Genomic DNA, 16,705 nt, shown 5'->3' with positions numbered 1-16,705 from the left:
GGCCGCCGGCCCGCTTGAGTTTCTCATGCGCACTCTGAGGAGCCTGTGTCAACTGGGTGCTGACCCGCTCGGCCTGTGCGAGCTGTTCGCCCAGGGCGTGCGCGTCGCGCTTCATCCGCTCGGCGCGCTCTACAAAGCGGTTGAGTGCATCAACAATCTGATCCAGGTCGGGCTCTCCGAGCCGGGTGAGCCGATTACCTAGTTCGAACTCCCCATTCGGGGCAAGCGCATGTTCCAGCCGCACCAGGTTTCGCTTCCATCGTTTAAGGGCCAATGCCAGAAACACGGCCAGGCCGACAATGACCGCCAGAATGCCCGCCAGAATGGCCACCGCGCGCTCGCCGTACGGTCCGAGCGGTGGCCGAGCCCGCGTAAGCATCCAGGCAAGCATGTCAGGTCTGTTTGGTACAGGGCACGCCACTGCAATCACCGCATCCGCACCACTCGAAAAGACATCGGCGTGCATCTGCTGTTCTCTCGCGACGCTTCTCAAGGTCCGCAGAATTAGCGGGGTCTCGGCTTCCGGGATGTCGCGCTTGACGCCGCTACCCTCATAGGTGGGAAACGCATAGGCGAGAAAGCCGCCCCGCACCCCGGGCGCGGGCTCACTTGTCCAGAAGCCACCTTCGACGCCTTCGGTCCGGATCAACACCAGATCGAGCACCGCGTGCATGAGATCCACGTTAGCCTCGTCTGGTCGTTGCATTGACATGTCAAAGCGCGATGCAACGGCCGTGCACGCCGCGGCGGCCTGTTGCTTCGCTGCGGCGACGCGCTCGCCTAGCGCCGACCACAACACGATCCATACCGACGCAGCCAGTAAGCAGCAGAGTACCGCGACAAGAATCCAGAGTGCAGCAAGCTGAGCAGAAAACGATGGTCTCGACATGCCATTCCTGTTTGGGGAAGCGTTGTCGCGCGGTTAATAAGCAATTTTCCTGCCACGGCTACAGGGAGGCGTTCACCTCCAGAATTTGTTGCGCTGCGCGCCCAGTTTAAAACTCGATGGCCGAAAAGATCCTCACGTCGGTGCCGCTTCATGCTGCCAATAGTGGCACCAGGAAATCGACAAAGGCACGCACCTTGGCCGGACGAAACCGCGCGGCTGGAAAGACGGCATGGATATCGCCGTGCGGCAGCTTCCATTGCGGTAGCACTTCAACCAATCGCCCCGCTTTCAGGTCCGACTCGACCACATAGTGCGGCAGCACGGACAGGCCTGCGCCAGCAAGCGTGGCCTCTCGCACGGCCAACGTGACGTTGAATAGCAGGGAGGCCTTCATCGTTACCGACTGCCGCTCCTGCTCGCCGCGCGAGAAGGTCCAGTTTGTCGGATCGCGCAACGCCGTATTTGCAATAACCGGAAATCCTGCCAACTCGGCCGGCGTCTTGATCCGTACCAACTCCGCCCCCCACTGCGGCCCGGCAACCAGCTTCTGCTCGAAGCCCCCGATCCGGCGCGCCTGTACATGCTGCTCGGTCAGCCAGCCCACCCGGATGGCCAGATCAATTTCCCCGGTCATGAGATCCAGCGTCTGGTCACTGAAATGGGACTCGACTCTGCATTGCGGATAGCGTTTCGAGAACGCCGCGATGATAGGCACGATGACGCCGATGCCGTAGTCGAACGGTGCAGTCAGACGCAAAATGCCGGCGGGCTCGGTTGCCGCTTCAGCCAGTTCACCGAATGCCTCGGTCGCCTCTTTCAGGATCAGCGCACTACGGTAGTAGAAAGCCTGGCCCGCTTCAGTTGTTTGCAAACGCCGCGTACTGCGGATCAGTAGCGTGGTACGGCAGTCCCTCTCCAACCTGGCCACCTGCTGGCTGACCACTGCCTTGGTGATCCCCAAGCGCTCGGCCGCAGCCGTAAAGGATCCCGTTTCCACCACGGCAACAAAGTAGGTGAGTCGATTCAGATTCAAGGCCCCGACAGGCCCAGCCCGCTCGGCATCGTTTGCTTTTTGCATACGACATGTTTATGTCGTATGTATTTATCTGTCAATAGCTTGTAGATACGATCAATGCCTATCAAAAACTGGTGTTTCCCACGAACATGACCCTGACATACCTGCTGGATCCGCTTTGCGGCTGGTGCTATGGCGCTGGCGCCCCGTTGACGCAGATCGTGAATTCGACCGGACTGCAACTGACGCTGTTGCCGACCGGCCTGTTCTCTGCCGAAGGCGCGCGAGCCATGGACGACAAGTTTGCCGCGTATGCGTGGGCCAACGACCAGCGTATCGAGCGACTGACAGGCCAGGTCTTCAGCGAGCGCTACCGCGACCAGGTGCTGGGCAACCGTGCGCAACCATTTGACAGTGGCCCGGCCACAGTGGCCCTGACAGCCGTGCACCTGAGTGCACCCGAGCGAGAATTCGAGGCACTCAAGGCTATCCAGCGCGCTCGCTATGTGGACGGTCTTGACATCACGGACCTGACCACGCTGGTCGAAGTACTGGCCAGTCTGGGACTGACGGCCGCGTCCGCTCGGGTGGGTGAGCCAGACACAACACTTCTGCAGGCAACTCAGGACCGTATGTCTCGCGGTCGCACGCTGTTGCATCAGCTTGGCGCCCAGGGCGTACCAACCTTTGCCCTCGACAATAACGGCCGCTCGCGCATGCTGCACGCCAGCCAGATCTTCTCCGACCTGCAGGCCTTTGCGCGCGAACTGAACGAGGCGCACTGACCCGCAGCTTTGGTCGCGGATGATCGCTTTACAGCAACATCACCAACCCGCAGATTTTCAACGGCTCTTCCACCTGTAGACAGCGATTCAACATGAATGCAAACGCTTGCCCCTTCTCTACTGCCGTCATCACTGTCTCATTGCTACTTGCTGGCAACAACATCGCCACCGCAGCGACTGCAATAACTGGCCCGGCGCCAAAGCATGTCACCCGAAACGAGTCCGTGAGGCAGGCACTGTCAACGGAAGTATTCAATCCTGGCGAAGCCGCAATCTTTGCCGTCTCGTCAGTCCTGGTACAGGGCAAGAAAGAGGCAATCCTGATCGACGCCCAGTTCTCGGCCGAGCAGGCACGCAAGCTGGCCGACCAGATCAAGGCAACTGGCAAGCAGCTGACCACGATCTACATCAGCCATGGCGACCCGGACTACTACTTCGGCCTGGATACGCTGCATGCGGCATTCCCGGCAGCACGGATCGTGGCCACGCAGCAAACCATCGCCCACATCAAGGCCACCAAGGATGAAAAGCTGAAAGTCTGGGGCCCGAAACTGGGTGCGAACGCCCCCCGGCGGATCATCTTGCCCCAGCCGCTAAAAGGCAACGCGCTGAAACTGGAAGGCAATGAACTGAAAATCGTCGGACTCGATGGCCCGACCCCGGACCGCACCTTCGTCTGGATCCCTTCGATCAAGACCGTCGCCGGCGGTATCCCGGTGCTGGCCGGCGAGCATGTATGGATGGCCGACACTCAGACCCGGGAATCGCACACGCAATGGCTGGCTACACTGGACCGCATCAAGGCACTGCAACCCGCCACTGTCATCCCGGGCCACTTCGCTGGAACCGTGCCGCCAGGGTTGGACGCAGTGGAGTTCACCGGCGAGTACATCCGCGCCTTCGACGAAGCAGCCGCCAAGGCCGGAAACTCGACCGAACTGATCGCTGCCATGAAAGCACGCTACCCAAAACTGGGCGGCGAAGCCTCCCTGGAACTAAGCGCAAAGGTCGCCATGGGAGAGATGCAGTGGAAGTGAGAATTAGGGTCAAGCTTTGAGACCGGACACCTGTCCCATCTCACAGTTAATGGGAAGCCTGACGTTGGCAAATCCTGGACTTACGGAGCCTTGTCGCGAAGCGCGATCCGTCTCACAGTAAATGGGTACAAAGTACTCGGACAGCAGTGAGCACTGACAGTCGACGCCAGCCGCGCCGACCTCCAAGGTCCCTCACGGCTGTTTTGCGACATTAGGAAGCAATGTCCCGACCGTCTCTTTAGGGCCCCTTCTGAGACGGCCTCGCCAGCGAATCGAAGAAAAGCCTGCGATCGTTTTAGCCAGCCAAGGAACCGATCGGCTATGCGGCCGCTTCAGCTTGCTGGAAAGCCAACTCTCCATCGAGCAGTAGCGAGAGAAGCTGCGCGCCCTCTACCACCTGCTCACCGATTCCGTACAAAATCTCGCCAACAGTGCCGTCGGCAGGAGCCGTGATCGTGTGCTCCATTTTCATCGCCTCCATCACCAGCAATGGGGCGCCGCGTGCGACCTTGCTGCCGGCCTCGACCATGACGGCAATGACCTTTCCTGGCATCGGCGCGGTCAACTTTCCTCCCTCGCCTTCGGCATCACCAGTGTGAGCCAATGGATCAATCCATTGCACGACGTCATGACCTTCGCCGTAGAACACGTGAATACTAGCGCCGTCAAGATGGACCTGCCCTCGAACCTGCCGACTGCCCAAATTCACCCGGATACCCGTGGAATCGCTACACCAAGTGAATGGAGCGGTCTGCCCCCCATATGTGAGCGTTTCTACAGCTTCCTCGCCAGATGCGCTCTTTAGCGCGACCTGAACGGGACCGTTCGAAGACTCAAAGCGAAGCAAGCGAGTCGTCGCACCGTTAAGTCGCCACGCACCGGCGTGCGTCCACGGAGAGCATTGGTCGGCGTCATCAATGCGACGCTCAATGTTCTCCCTCGTAAGCAGCGCTGAAGCCGCCAACGCAACGACTTCCAGACTCGGAGGATTCTGCGCGGGAAACAACGTATCCTGGTTGCGTTCGATAAGTCCGGTGTCCAGGTCCGCCTTGCAAAACGCTGTGGATTGAACAAGCCGTTGCAGAAACATGACGTTGGTTGAAAGCCCTACGACATGGTAGCCGGCCAGCGCTTGCGACATTCGAGCCAAGGCTTCGTCGCGATCGCGGCCCCAAACAATCAGCTTGGCAATCATCGGATCGTAGAACGGGCTGATCGTATCGCCTTCCCGCACGCCCGCATCGATACGCACGCCTGCGGGGCCATGCGCATCACCGCCGCGCGTGAACTGCACCGCCGGCGGCGTGCGCAGGAAGCGCAGTGTGCCCGTCGACGGCAGGAAGCCCTTGTCCGGATTTTCGGCGTAGATGCGCGCCTCCAGCGCGTGGCCGTCGATACGCAGTTGGTCCTGCGTCAGCGGCAACGGCTCGCCCGCCGCCACGCGCAATTGCCATTCCACCAGGTCCTGGCCCGTAATCATTTCAGTGACCGGGTGTTCCACCTGCAGGCGCGTGTTCATCTCCATGAAGTAGAACGACCCGTCCTGGTTGGCAATGAACTCCACGGTGCCGGCACCCACATAGCCCACCGCGCGCGCGGCAGCCACCGCTGCCTCGCCCATCGCGCGGCGGCGTTCCGCGGTCATGCCCGGCGCCGGCGCCTCCTCCAGCACCTTCTGATGGCGGCGCTGCACCGAGCAGTCGCGCTCGAACAGGTAGACGCAGTTGCCGTGCGTGTCGGCGAATACCTGGATTTCGATATGACGCGGACGGGTCAGGTATTTCTCGACCAGCACCTTGTCGTCGCCGAAACTGGCCGAGGCCTCGCGTTTCACGGAAGCCAGCGCGGACTCGAAACGGTCGCCGGCCTCCACCACGCGCATGCCCTTGCCGCCGCCACCGGCACTGGCCTTGAGCAGCACCGGGTAACCGATGCGGTCGGCCTCGCGACGCAGCAGCGCCGCATCCTGGTCTTCGCCGTGATAGCCCGGCACCAGCGGCACCGCGGCCTTCTCCATCAGCTGCTTGGCCGCGCTCTTGCTGCCCATCGCGTGGATGGCAGAGGCCGGCGGGCCGATAAAGACAAGTCCGGCCTCGGCGCACGCCTTCGCAAAATCCTCGTTCTCGGACAGGAAGCCGTAGCCGGGGTGGATGGCCTGGGCGCCGGTCTCCTTCGCCATCTCGATGATGTGGTCCGCGCGCAGATAGCTGTCACGCGCGGCCGGGCCGCCGATATGCACGGCCTCGTCGCAGAACGCAACATGGCGTGCATCGGCATCGGCGTCCGAATAGACCGCCACCGTACGGATGCCGAGCCGGCGGCATGTGGCCGCCACGCGGCATGCAATCTCGCCACGGTTGGCGATCAGGATCTTCGTAAACATGTCTCTTCCTTTGTTCTCATCAATCGCAGTGCAACCTGGATATGCTCACGTCACTGAGGTTTCCACGACGGCGGCCTCTTTTCCAGGAAAGACCGCACCCCTTCACGCCCTTCTTCCGAGGCGCGAACTGACGCGATCCGGTCGGCTGTATCGGTCAACAAGCTGTTGTCGATGACGCGGCCGGCGACCTCGCGCACCAGCCGCTTGCTCTCGCGCACTGCATTTGGGCTGTTGTTCACGAGCGTGGCGGCAATCTCTGCCACCTTGGCATCCAGTTCCTCCAGCAGTACCACAGCGTGTACGAAGCCCAGACGCAATGCCTCAGCGGCGTCAAACCGTTCTGCTGTAATGAAGTAACGACGGGCCGCCTGCTCGCCCATCGCGCGAATTACGTAGGGGCTAATCGTTGCCGGCAGCAGGCCAAGTTTGGCTTCGGACAGGCAGAAATTTGCGGACGCAGCGGTGACAGCGATGTCGCACGCCGCCACCAGGCCCATGCCACCAGCGTACGTATCGCCTTGTATGCGGGCGATAACTGGCTTTGGACATGCCCAGACCGTGTGGAGCATTTTCGCGAGCGTCAGTGCATCGGCTCGGTTTTCCTCGTCCGAATAGCCTGCCATCTTCTTCATCCAGTTCAGATCCGCGCCCGCGCAAAAGGCTGGACCGTTTCCGGTCAGGACGATGGCCCGCACGGGCGTTGAGTTCCCGAGCGTGTAGAACGCTTCAGTCAGTTCGGCAATAACCGTCTCGTTGAACGCGTTACGCACGTCCGGTCGGTTCAGCGTGACCGTGGCGACATTGCCGTCCACAGTCACGGAAAGGGTAGTGGTATTCATGGCAAAGGAGTTCGGCATGGCGTTGGACGATTTACATGCGGAATACGCCGAACTTCATGTCATCAATGTGGGCATTGAGGCTGGCAGACAGTCCAAGGCCGAGAACCGTACGCGTCTGCGCCGGGTCGATAACGCCATCGTCCCAGAGCCGCGCGCTGGCGTAGTACGGATGCCCCTGACGTTCGTACTGGTCACGGATCGGCGCCTTGAACGCTTCTTCCTCGTCTGCGCCCCACTGGCCGCCCTTCGCCTCGATGCCGTCGCGGCGCACTGTGGCCAGCACGCTGGCGGCCTGCTCGCCACCCATCACCGAGATGCGCGCGTTCGGCCACATCCACAGGAAGCGCGGCGAATAGGCGCGACCGCACATGCCATAGTTGCCGGCCCCGAACGAGCCACCGATGATCACCGTGAACTTGGGCACCTGGGCAGTCGCCACGGCCGTCACCATCTTGGCACCGTTGCGCGCGATGCCTTCGTTCTCGTACTTGCGGCCCACCATGAAGCCGGTGATGTTTTGCAGGAACACTAGCGGAATCTTGCGCTGGCAGCACAGCTCGATGAAGTGCGCGCCTTTAAGGGCGGCTTCAGAGAACAAAATCCCATTGTTGGCGATGATGCCCACCGGGTAGCCCCAGATCCGAGCGAAGCCACAGACCAGCGTGGTCCCGTAGCGGGCCTTGAACTCGTCGAATTCCGATCCATCGACAATACGGGCGATGACCTCGCGTACGTCATAGGGCTTGCGCGTGTCGGTGGGAATCACGCCATAGAGCTCCTCCACCGGATACAGCGGCTCCTGCGGTTCGTGCAAGCGAATCTGGTCCGGCTTGCGACGATTCAGGTGCTGCACGATATTGCGGGCCAGGGAGAGCGCATGATGGTCATTCTGCGCGAAATAGTCGGCCACGCCGGACAACCGCGTATGCACGTCGGCACCGCCGAGGTCTTCGGCACTGACTTCCTCGCCCGTTGCCGCCTTCACCAGCGGTGGGCCGCCCAAGAAGATGGTGCCCTGGTTCTTGACGATAATCGACTCGTCGCTCATCGCCGGCACGTAAGCACCACCGGCCGTGCATGAGCCCATCACCACGGCGATTTGGGGGATGCCCTTGGCCGACAGGTTGGCCTGGTTGTAGAAGATGCGGCCGAAGTGGTCGCGGTCGGGAAACACATCATCCTGGTTCGGCAGGTTCGCGCCGCCGGAATCCACCAGGTAGATACATGGCAGGTTGTTCTGCTCGGCAATTTCCTGCGCGCGCACGTGCTTCTTGACCGTCATCGGATAGTACGTGCCGCCCTTGACCGTCGCGTCATTGCAGACGATCACGCATTCCTGGCCAGCCACCCGGCCGATACCGGTGATGACGCCGGCGCCGGGGGCCGCATTGTCGTACATGTCGTACGCGGCCAGCTGCGACAGTTCCAGGAATGGCGTACCGGGGTCGAGAAGCTGCTGCACGCGATCGCGCGGCAGCAGTTTCCCGCGTCCCAAGTGCTTATCGCGGGCAGCGGCCCCGCCGCCTTCTGCAAGCTTTGAGACCTTTTCCTCGAGGTCCCTTACCAAAGCCTGCATCGCTTCGGCATTGGATTTGAAAGACTCAGAGCGAGCGTTCAGCTTGGTATCGATTTTCGGCATGACAGTCTTCCGCGGCTTACATCGTTTCCGCGAACAGTTCGCGGCCAATCAGCATGCGGCGGATCTCCGAGGTCCCGGCGCCAATCTCGTACAGCTTGGCATCGCGCCACAGGCGACCGACCGGGAATTCGTTGATGTAGCCGTTGCCGCCGAGAATCTGCACCGATTCGCCGGCCATCCAGGTTGCCTTCTCGGCCGTGTAGAGGATCACAGCGGCGCAGTCCTTGCGCACCTGGCGCACATGGTCGGTGCCCAGCGCATCCAGGTTCTTGCCCACCGTGTACAGGTAGCTGCGGGCCGCCTGCAAAGTCGTGTACATGTCCGCCACCTTGCCCTGGATCAGCTGGAACTCGCCGATGCTCTGTCCAAACTGCTTGCGATCGTGGATATACGGCGTCACCACATCCATACAAGCTTGCATGATGCCGATGGGGCCACCCGACAGCACGGCGCGTTCATAGTCCAGCCCGCTCATCAGCACCTTGGCGCCGCCGTTCTCGGCGCCGAGGATGTTCTCCACCGGCACTTCCACGTCCTGGAACACCAGTTCGCCGGTGTGCGAGCCGCGCATGCCGAGCTTGTCCAGCTTCTGTGCCACCGAGAACCCCTTCATGCCTTTTTCGACGATGAAGGCGGTCATGCCACGGGCGCCCAGGTCGGGCTCGGTCTTGGCGTACACCACCAGAACATCGCAATCCGGACCGTTGGTAATCCACATCTTGGTGCCATTCAGCACGAAACGGTCGCCCTTCCGCTCGGCGCGCAACTTCATACTGACCACGTCCGACCCGGCGTTCGGCTCGCTCATGGCCAGGGCGCCGATCCATTCGCCCGACACCAGCTTGGGCAGGTACTTCGCCTTCTGCGCGGCCGTGCCGTTGCGGTGGAGCTGATTCACACACAGGTTCGAATGGGCGCCGTATGACAGGCCCACCGATGCAGAGGCCCGGCTGATCTCCTCCATCGCCACCATATGAGCGAGATAACCCATATTGGCGCCGCCGTATTCTTCGTCGACGGTGATACCTAGCACGCCCAGGTCGCCCATTTTCTTCCAGGCGTCCATCGGAAACTGGTCTGTATGATCGATTTCGGCGGCGCGGGGAGCCAGTTCGGCCTGAGCCCAATTGCGCACCGATTCGCGCAGCATCTCAATGTCTTCACCGAGATTGAATTTCAGGCCGGGGAGTTCGTACATGAAGTGGGTCTCCAAATCTGTTGTTTCCGCTTCGGCACGTCAACGTGCCAAATGGGGGTGTTTCAGCTAGTCTAGGAACACAAATCGCTATCGTAAAATCATCATTTCAGAGATCTGGTATCTAAAATTCGGATATCGTCGAGCGCACCTGTTTTCCACAAATTGGACGGTGCGAACAGGCTCAGAAGCTCAGTTCGGTTTGCACGTACGCAAGGCGTTCAATGCCAGTGCCACTTTCGAAGACGGGCTACGCCCAAGGCGGGCAGAAATGAACTCGCTTGCGGCAAGCAGGGGCGCCAAATCGACGCCTGTTTTGACACCGAGCGAATCGAGCAGGTAAATGACGTCCTCCGTGGCGACGTTTCCTGATGCCCCCTTCGCGTACGGGCATCCACCAAGGCCTGCTACGGATGAGTCGAAAACGGCCATGCCGAGCTGAAGCGATGCATAGATATTCGCGATCGCCATGCCATAGGTATCGTGGAAATGGCCCGCCAGTTTCGACATTGGCACGCTTTGAGCCACGCGTTGCAGCATCCGTTGGACCGTTGCTGGCGTGCCGACGCCGATAGTGTCCCCGAGGGACACTTCATAGCACCCCATCTCCAAGAGGGCACTAGCTACCGACGCCACCTTTTCAGGCGCCACATCTCCTTCGTACGGGCAGCCGACCACGCACGACACATAGCCGCGTACTTTGATTCCGTCGGCTCGTGCGGTGGCCAGAACCGGCTCGAAGCGAGCCAGGCTCTCTGCGATTGAGCAGTTGATGTTCTTCTGGGAGAACGCCTCGGAGGCTGCGGCAAAGATTGCGACCTCATTCGCTCCACAGTTCCTGGCTGCTTCGTATCCCTTCAGGTTCGGGGTCAGAGCCGCATAGCTGACTCCTGGTTTGCGCTGGATACCCTTCAAGACTTCAGCGCTGTCCGCCATTTGAGGTACCCACTTGGCAGAGACAAAAGCCGTCGCCTCTACTGTCGGTAGACCAGCGTTAGCCAACCGCTCAATAAGTTCGATCTTGACAGCCGCAGGTACCAGCGTCTTTTCGTTCTGCAGGCCGTCTCGTGGGCCGACCTCGACAATCCTGACCGTATCCGGAATTGCGGATCCGTGCGTTTCCATGCTCATCTCTCCTCCTACCTGACCGCGAGATCAGTTCTGCATTTTTGTCTATGCTGCTATCGCCGCCGAATTGCCGACGAGTTTGTCTGCCCAAGGCACCGGTGCTTCGAAGCCTTGGCGTGCGTGCTCTGGCATGCTGAACCTCTTCGCCTGCGCGCTACTGCGGTTGCACCGATGGCGGACCGTCCAATAGATTCCACGCAAGTGAAGATCCTCCCGTTCCAACACCTCGTTGGACCAATCAAAGAGGTCGTTGTCCGGATACATCTGTAGCTCCGCTGCGCTACCCAAAATGACGGCCACATCGGTGGCTGAGCGGACCGACAGCGCACCGACGAGCAAAGAGGCCAGAATCATCCCAAGCTCAGATTCGTACGTTGCGCCGTTAGGCCCCGCAGCTTTCCGGATGCGGATAGCGGATGCGCGTATCAAATGAAAGAGCTGCGTCGTGCAAAGTTTTTCGTTCGCTTCCATATGTCCTCCGCCTGCGCTCCACATCAACTTCCCCCGGCTCCGAGGTCACGCCGTCTCGATCGCTTTCGCATTGGAGACGGCTGTCGCACCGCCAGCCTTGTAGACATTCATCAGGTCGGCTCGCTTCAGTTCCGCCTTCTTGATGGCGGCTTCCTTGACGTGCCCATAACCACGGATGTCGTCTGGCAGGCTTGCCAGTTCAATGGCGGTGTCGAGGCGACCCGCGGTCAGCGAGTAGGCGATTTCGTTGGCCAGACCGAAGTAATCCTCGACGAGTCGCCGTTCGCTGCGCCGCTCTTCCGTACGGCCGAACGGATCCAACCCAGTGCCACGCAGCCATTTGAGTTTTGCGAGCACCTTGAAGGCAGGCATCATGCTCGGGCCGAAGCGCCGCTTCTTCGGCTGCTCCTGGTCACCCTTAGTCAGGCTCGGCGGCGCCAGCCAGAAATTGAGCCTGTAGTCCTTCCCCGGTTCCCCTTCAAACTGGGCACGGAGCTTCTCCACGAAAGCCGGCTCCGCGTAGAGGCGCGCGACTTCGTACTCATCCTTGTAGGCCATCAGCTTGGCCAGGTTCCTGGCGACGGCTTCCGTCAGAGGACGCTTCTTGTTCTGGCTGACCTGGTCCTCGGCAGCTCGGACTTTCGCCACGGCGTCGGTGTAGCGCTTCGCATAGGCTGAATTCTGGTAGTCAGTCAGCAGCGCCTCGCGTCGACGGACAATCCCATCCAGCGTTTCCGGCATTGAGACCACCTTTTGGCCCGCTGAGGGCTGCCCCAACATTGCCTGGATCGCCGCTTCACCGAGGTGAGCGAGCGCGCGCCCCCAAATGAATGCCTGCTTGTTCCGCTCCACCGCAACACCGTTGAGCTCGATGGCGCGTGTCAGGCTTTCCAAAGTCAGCGGTACCCATCCCTGCTGCCACGCGTAGCCGAGAAGCAGCGGATTGGAATAGATGGCATCGCCCAGCAGCTTCAATGCCCATTCGTTCGCATCGATGAAGTTGCACGCGTCCCCAACACTCGTCCGGATATCGTTCTCGGCCGACGTTCCCGGGAACGACCATTTTGGATTCGCCAGGAACTCCGCAGTAGGCGTCCGTGCGCTGTTGATGGCAGCAGTCGTCCGTCCGATCTGCACCTTGGAGAGGACTTCAGCAGATGCGGACACTATGGCATCGCAGCCGATGATGAGTCGAGCTTCGCCAGTGGCGATGCGCGTCGCGTGCAGTTCTGCCGGAGACGGGGCGATCTGGACGTGGCTTAACACCGCGCCGCCCTTCTGCGCCAGGCCCGCCATATCCAGCACGGTCACACCCTTATGTTCGAGATGGGCCGCCATGCCAAGCAGACCGCCGATGGTGACAACGCCCGTCCCTCCGATGCCGGTGACCAGGATGCCGTAGTTATCACTGAGCTCGGGGATGTTTGGCAGCGGAAGCTTGCTCTCCAGCCCACCATCATCCTTGCCGCCTTGCGCAGCCGGCTTGCGCAGCTGAGCGCCCTCGGCAGTCACAAAGCTGGGGCAGAAGCCATTCACGCAGGAAAAGTCCTTGTTGCAGGAAGACTGATTGATAACCCGCTTGGTGCCGAGCGGTGTATCAAGCGGTTCTACCGACAAGCAGTTCGACTTGACGGAGCAATCACCGCATCCTTCGCAGACCGCGTCGTTGATGAACGCGCGCCGAGCCGGATCGGGGTACTTGCCCTGCTTGCGACGGCGTCGCTTCTCCGTCGCACATGTCTGGTCATAAACCAGAATCGTCACGCCTTCGACCGTCCGCAGGCGTTTTTGCACAGCGTCCAACTCGTCACGATGGTAGACGGTGACTGCTGGCGCCAGGGCATCGGTCTTGGCGTACTTTTCCGGCTCGTCCGTCACGATGACGATCTCCCGGACGCCTTCGGCCTTTACCTGATGCGTAATCTGCGGCACGGTCAACACGCCGTCGACCGGCTGGCCGCCAGTCATGGCGACCGCGTCGTTGAACAGGATCTTGTAGGTGATGTTCACCTTGGCCGCGACGGACGCGCGAATGGCAAGCAATCCTGAGTGGAAATAGGTGCCGTCGCCAAGATTCACGAAGACGTGCTTTTCATCGGTAAAGGGTGTCTGACCAATCCACGCGACACCTTCCCCACCCATCTGGCTGAAGGTATCGGTGTTCCGGTCCATCCACATGGCCATATAGTGGCAGCCGATGCCGGCCATGGCGCGAGAACCGTCCGGGACGCGCGTCGATGTATTGTGCGGGCAGCCCGAGCAGAACCAGGGCTTGCGCTCGACAGACAGGCGCGGCTTCGCGGCTTCGCGCTCTTTCGCCTCGATGAGTGCGACCCGTGCGGCGATGCGGCTTCGCACGTCCGCGGGCAAGTCGAACTTGTCCAGTCGCTTGGCAATGGCTTTCGCAATCAACGCCGGCGACAACTCGTAGTGCGCGGGAAGCAGGTACGGCCCTTGCGGCACCGACCACTCCCCGCCCTGGTTGCCCCTTTCGTCGAACTTGCCGAACACCTTGGGGCGAACGTCCTCCCGCCAGTTATACAGCTCCTCTTTCAGGGCGTATTCGAGAATCTGGCGCTTCTCCTCCACGACGAGGATTTCCTCAAGGCCTGTGGCAAACTCGCGCGCGTCCTGGGCGTCGAGCGGCCACACGCAGCCGACTTTGAAGAGACGGATGCCAAGGCTCTTGCACGCATCGTCATCGAGGCCGAGATCGCGAAGCGCCTGCCGCACGTCCAGATAGGCTTTGCCGGCGGCCATGATGCCGAAGCGCGGCTTGTCCGAATCGAGGACGATGCGATTGAGCTTGTTGGCCCGGATATAGGCCAGGGCTGCGTACAGCTTGTGGTCCAGCAGCCGCGCCTCCTGCGCGAGCGGTGAATCTGGCCAGCGGATATTCAGGCCCTCAGGTGGCAATGTGAAATCGGTGGGCAATTGGACCTGGACGCGGTCCGGGTCAATTTCCACTGACGCCGTCGACTCGACCACATCGGTCACGCACTTCATCGCGACCCACAGGCCCGAGTAGCGGCTCATGGCCCAGCCGTGCAGCCCGTAGTCGAGGTATTCCTGCACGTTGGACGGATACAGGACCGGGATGCCCGCGGAGAGCAGCACGTGCTCGGATTGGTGCGCAACCGACGAGGACTTGGCAGCATGATCATCGCCCGCGAGAACGAGCACGCCGCCATGCTGCGCCGAGCCAGCGGCATTTCCGTGCTTGAGCACGTCCATGGAGCGGTCAACGCCAGGCCCTTTGCCGTACCACATCGAAAACACGCCATCCCGATTCGCCTTCGGGAAGAGATTCAGCTGTTGCGTCCCCCAGACTGCAGTGGCAGCCAGGTCTTCATTGACACCAGGCTGGAAGACGACGTCGCTGCCTGCGAGGTGCTTCTTTGCCTTCCAGAGTGCCATATCGAGTGCACCCAGCGGCGATCCCCGATAGCCCGAGACGAAGCCTGCGGTGTTCAGGCCAGCCGCGGTATCTCGAGCCTTCTGCAGGAGCGGCAGCCGCACGAGCGCTTGCGTGCCACTCATATAGACGCGCCCCTTCGACAACGTGTACTTGTCGTCAATGGTCGTCGATGCCAGCGCGCCTTCGAGGGCTTTTTGCGATTGGGGGGAAAGCGGACTATTCACGGTACAGTCTCCAGGGCAACGAGACCCTTTCTATAGGTTTGCCCCAGTGTAGGCATCCGGGTTCGTATCGTAAAATCACGAATTCAGACAACAGCTATTCGTTTGTCGGATACCAATGAGCGCACAGAAACCACAGATCGGTCGCAGGAAGAAATCAGGTGTCGACAGTGCCTTCCCCGCTGCAAAAGAAATTACCTTGCGGCAGATGCGCTACTTTCGAGCAGCCGCCGCTACCGGTCAGTTCTCCATGGCCGCCACGGAAGAGCATGTCTCCCAGTCGGCTATCACCAACGCAGTCATCGCACTTGAGCAACTTTTGGGTGTCCGCCTGTTCGACCGCCTTCCGCATGGCGTTGCGCTCACTGCGGAAGGGAATCACCTTTACCAGCACGTGAGCCGCATTCTGGAATCCGTCGACGATGCCCTACGGCAACCGCGCATTCGTCTGGACACCCTTGAAGGGACCGTGAGCATTGCCGCCACGTACACGGTCCTCGGGTATTTCTTGCCAGGATTGTTGGCACGCTTTCGAAACAACTACCCTAACGTCGAACTGGATCTACGCGACCTTGACCGCGCCGCGATCGAGCAACGCGTTCTGCGCGGGCAAATCGAGCTTGGCATTGTTCTGCTTTCAAACGTTGACGATCCGGGTCGCTTTGGCCATCGCTCGCTGATCCGATCGCGCCGCCAGCTCTGGGCTGCGCCCGGTCACCCCCTGCTTCAGGGTCCGGCTCCAACGCTTAAGCAAATCGCCGAGTACCCATACATCCTCCTTACCGTTGACGAAGGCGAGGAGTCCACCATGCGCTACTGGCAAGCGAAGCGGATTTCGCCAAACATCGCATTTCGGACTACCTCGATGGAAGGCCTCCGTGGCCTGGTTGCACATGGCTTCGGCGTCACGGTTTTGTCGGACATGGTGTTCCGCCCATGGTCGCTGGAAGGCAAGGAGATTGAGGCCAGGCCGCTCGGCTCACCTGCTCCGGATATGGAAGTTGGAGTGCTCTGGCGCAAGGACGCCGAGCTTTCTCCTTCTGCGACCGCTGTTCGAGACTTTCTTATTTACGCTTGCAGTCGATGAAGCAGGAGCAACCAGCGTTTACCGGACCTGGCTCAAAATGGGATCAAGAGGGGCTCAAGAGGGGATGCAACCACTGCCATCGGCAGTGGCTTCATCCTTCAACGCTTCTCTGGCGATAAGGATTCCATCTGCATCGACATACACATGGGTTCCTGCAAGGAACGGGATATCAGCGATGACTATATTTGCGCCCCGCATTCCTTCGCCTTGCAGTCCACCCCGGACAGGCACGGCACCTAAGGCCAGCACGCCAAACTCCAGCTGACTCAGCGTAGCGCAGTCGCGGACCGCACCATTCACAATAACACCGGCCCATCCGTTGCTTACCCCCAAGCGTGCCATCTTGTCGCCCAGTACCGCAACGCGACAGGAGCCACCTGCGTCGACGACCAGCACTCTTCCCAAGCCTGCTTCGGCCAAACATGCCCGGATTGCTCCGGCATCTTCGAAACACTGAACGGTCTCAATCCTTCCGTGAAAGGCTCGATGCCCGCCGTAGCTCTTGAAGGGAGAGAAAAATCCCTGCACTCGACCCGGGTTGCTATCCGCCAAGTCGCTGGTGGACGGGAGAATGGATGAATTCATGAGCATCTGGGCG

The 16,705-nt window shown here is 60.6% G+C and carries 12 protein-coding genes and 1 pseudogene; 3 read left to right on the top strand and 10 right to left on the bottom strand.

The genetic code is table 11. The features are described from left to right. Positions 1-889 (bottom strand): annotated as a pseudogene (locus tag ACO550_RS06785) (sensor histidine kinase); the annotation flags it as partial. A 148-nt stretch (positions 890-1,037) separates the two neighbouring features. Next, positions 1,038-1,967, bottom strand: coding sequence for a LysR substrate-binding domain-containing protein (locus ACO550_RS06780; RefSeq protein ID WP_315591605.1), 930 nt, complete (start codon positions 1,965-1,967; stop codon positions 1,038-1,040). A gap of 86 nt (positions 1,968-2,053) precedes the next feature. On the opposite strand from ACO550_RS06780, the gene ACO550_RS06775 reads away from it, so the two are divergent. Both ACO550_RS06775 and ACO550_RS06770 read left to right on the top strand, forming a co-directional pair. After that, the gene (locus ACO550_RS06775) at positions 2,054-2,689 is read left to right on the top strand and encodes a DsbA family protein (protein ID WP_315591606.1); all 636 of its coding nucleotides are present in this window, start codon (positions 2,054-2,056) and stop codon (positions 2,687-2,689) included. Between the two features lie 224 nt (positions 2,690-2,913). After that, on the top strand, positions 2,914-3,726 hold the full coding sequence (locus ACO550_RS06770) for an MBL fold metallo-hydrolase (protein ID WP_315591607.1): 813 nt from the start codon (positions 2,914-2,916) through the stop codon (positions 3,724-3,726). A gap of 319 nt (positions 3,727-4,045) precedes the next feature. On the opposite strand, the gene ACO550_RS06765 is transcribed toward ACO550_RS06770, so the two are convergent. From ACO550_RS06765 to ACO550_RS06735, 7 genes are all read right to left on the bottom strand, one after another. Next, positions 4,046-6,109: an acetyl/propionyl/methylcrotonyl-CoA carboxylase subunit alpha gene (locus ACO550_RS06765; protein WP_315591608.1), complete on the bottom strand. Its 2,064-nt coding sequence runs from the start codon at positions 6,107-6,109 to the stop codon at positions 4,046-4,048. 50 nt (positions 6,110-6,159) lie between these two features. Further along, positions 6,160-6,948, bottom strand: a complete 789-nt coding sequence (locus ACO550_RS06760) for an enoyl-CoA hydratase-related protein (protein WP_315591677.1) — start codon at positions 6,946-6,948, stop codon at positions 6,160-6,162. A 31-nt stretch (positions 6,949-6,979) separates the two neighbouring features. After that, positions 6,980-8,587, bottom strand: a complete 1,608-nt coding sequence (locus ACO550_RS06755; protein WP_315591609.1) for a carboxyl transferase domain-containing protein — start codon at positions 8,585-8,587, stop codon at positions 6,980-6,982. A 16-nt stretch (positions 8,588-8,603) separates the two neighbouring features. After that, on the bottom strand, positions 8,604-9,785 hold the full coding sequence (locus tag ACO550_RS06750) for an acyl-CoA dehydrogenase family protein (protein ID WP_315591610.1): 1,182 nt from the start codon (positions 9,783-9,785) through the stop codon (positions 8,604-8,606). Positions 9,786-9,974: 189 nt separating this feature from the next. Then, complete coding sequence (locus ACO550_RS06745; RefSeq protein ID WP_315591611.1) at positions 9,975-10,913, bottom strand: hydroxymethylglutaryl-CoA lyase; 939 nt, start codon at positions 10,911-10,913, stop codon at positions 9,975-9,977. 42 nt (positions 10,914-10,955) lie between these two features. After that, complete coding sequence (locus tag ACO550_RS06740) at positions 10,956-11,381, bottom strand: hypothetical protein (protein WP_315591612.1); 426 nt, start codon at positions 11,379-11,381, stop codon at positions 10,956-10,958. A gap of 45 nt (positions 11,382-11,426) precedes the next feature. Then, complete coding sequence (locus ACO550_RS06735) at positions 11,427-15,023, bottom strand: indolepyruvate ferredoxin oxidoreductase family protein (protein WP_315591613.1); 3,597 nt, start codon at positions 15,021-15,023, stop codon at positions 11,427-11,429. 205 nt (positions 15,024-15,228) lie between these two features. On the opposite strand from ACO550_RS06735, the gene ACO550_RS06730 reads away from it, so the two are divergent. Then, positions 15,229-16,107: a LysR substrate-binding domain-containing protein gene (locus tag ACO550_RS06730; protein ID WP_315591678.1), complete on the top strand. Its 879-nt coding sequence runs from the start codon at positions 15,229-15,231 to the stop codon at positions 16,105-16,107. A 54-nt stretch (positions 16,108-16,161) separates the two neighbouring features. On the opposite strand, the gene rraA is transcribed toward ACO550_RS06730, so the two are convergent. After that, positions 16,162-16,692, bottom strand: a complete 531-nt coding sequence (rraA, locus tag ACO550_RS06725) for a ribonuclease E activity regulator RraA (RefSeq protein ID WP_315591614.1) — start codon at positions 16,690-16,692, stop codon at positions 16,162-16,164. Positions 16,693-16,705: the final 13 nt, after the last annotated feature.

This window comes from Cupriavidus sp. (assembly GCF_057315035.1).
The sequence above is the reverse complement of the archived record's forward strand: the minus strand, read 5'-3'. Positions and strand labels throughout refer to the sequence as shown.

Excerpts from the sequence above, each read along its gene's own strand:
- ACO550_RS06780 (WP_315591605.1), bottom strand. The coding sequence starts at position 1,967 with ATGCAAAAAGCAAACGATGCCGAGCGGGCTGGGCCTGTCGGGGCCTTG.
- ACO550_RS06775 (WP_315591606.1), top strand. The coding sequence starts at position 2,054 with ATGACCCTGACATACCTGCTGGATCCGCTTTGCGGCTGGTGCTATGGC.
- ACO550_RS06765 (WP_315591608.1), bottom strand. The coding sequence starts at position 6,109 with ATGTTTACGAAGATCCTGATCGCCAACCGTGGCGAGATTGCATGCCGC.
- ACO550_RS06760 (WP_315591677.1), bottom strand. The coding sequence starts at position 6,948 with ATGAATACCACTACCCTTTCCGTGACTGTGGACGGCAATGTCGCCACG.
- ACO550_RS06755 (WP_315591609.1), bottom strand. The coding sequence starts at position 8,587 with ATGCCGAAAATCGATACCAAGCTGAACGCTCGCTCTGAGTCTTTCAAA.
- ACO550_RS06750 (WP_315591610.1), bottom strand. The coding sequence starts at position 9,785 with ATGTACGAACTCCCCGGCCTGAAATTCAATCTCGGTGAAGACATTGAG.
- ACO550_RS06745 (WP_315591611.1), bottom strand. The coding sequence starts at position 10,913 with ATGAGCATGGAAACGCACGGATCCGCAATTCCGGATACGGTCAGGATT.
- ACO550_RS06740 (WP_315591612.1), bottom strand. The coding sequence starts at position 11,381 with ATGGAAGCGAACGAAAAACTTTGCACGACGCAGCTCTTTCATTTGATA.
- ACO550_RS06730 (WP_315591678.1), top strand. The coding sequence starts at position 15,229 with ATGCGCTACTTTCGAGCAGCCGCCGCTACCGGTCAGTTCTCCATGGCC.
- rraA (WP_315591614.1), bottom strand. The coding sequence starts at position 16,692 with ATGAATTCATCCATTCTCCCGTCCACCAGCGACTTGGCGGATAGCAAC.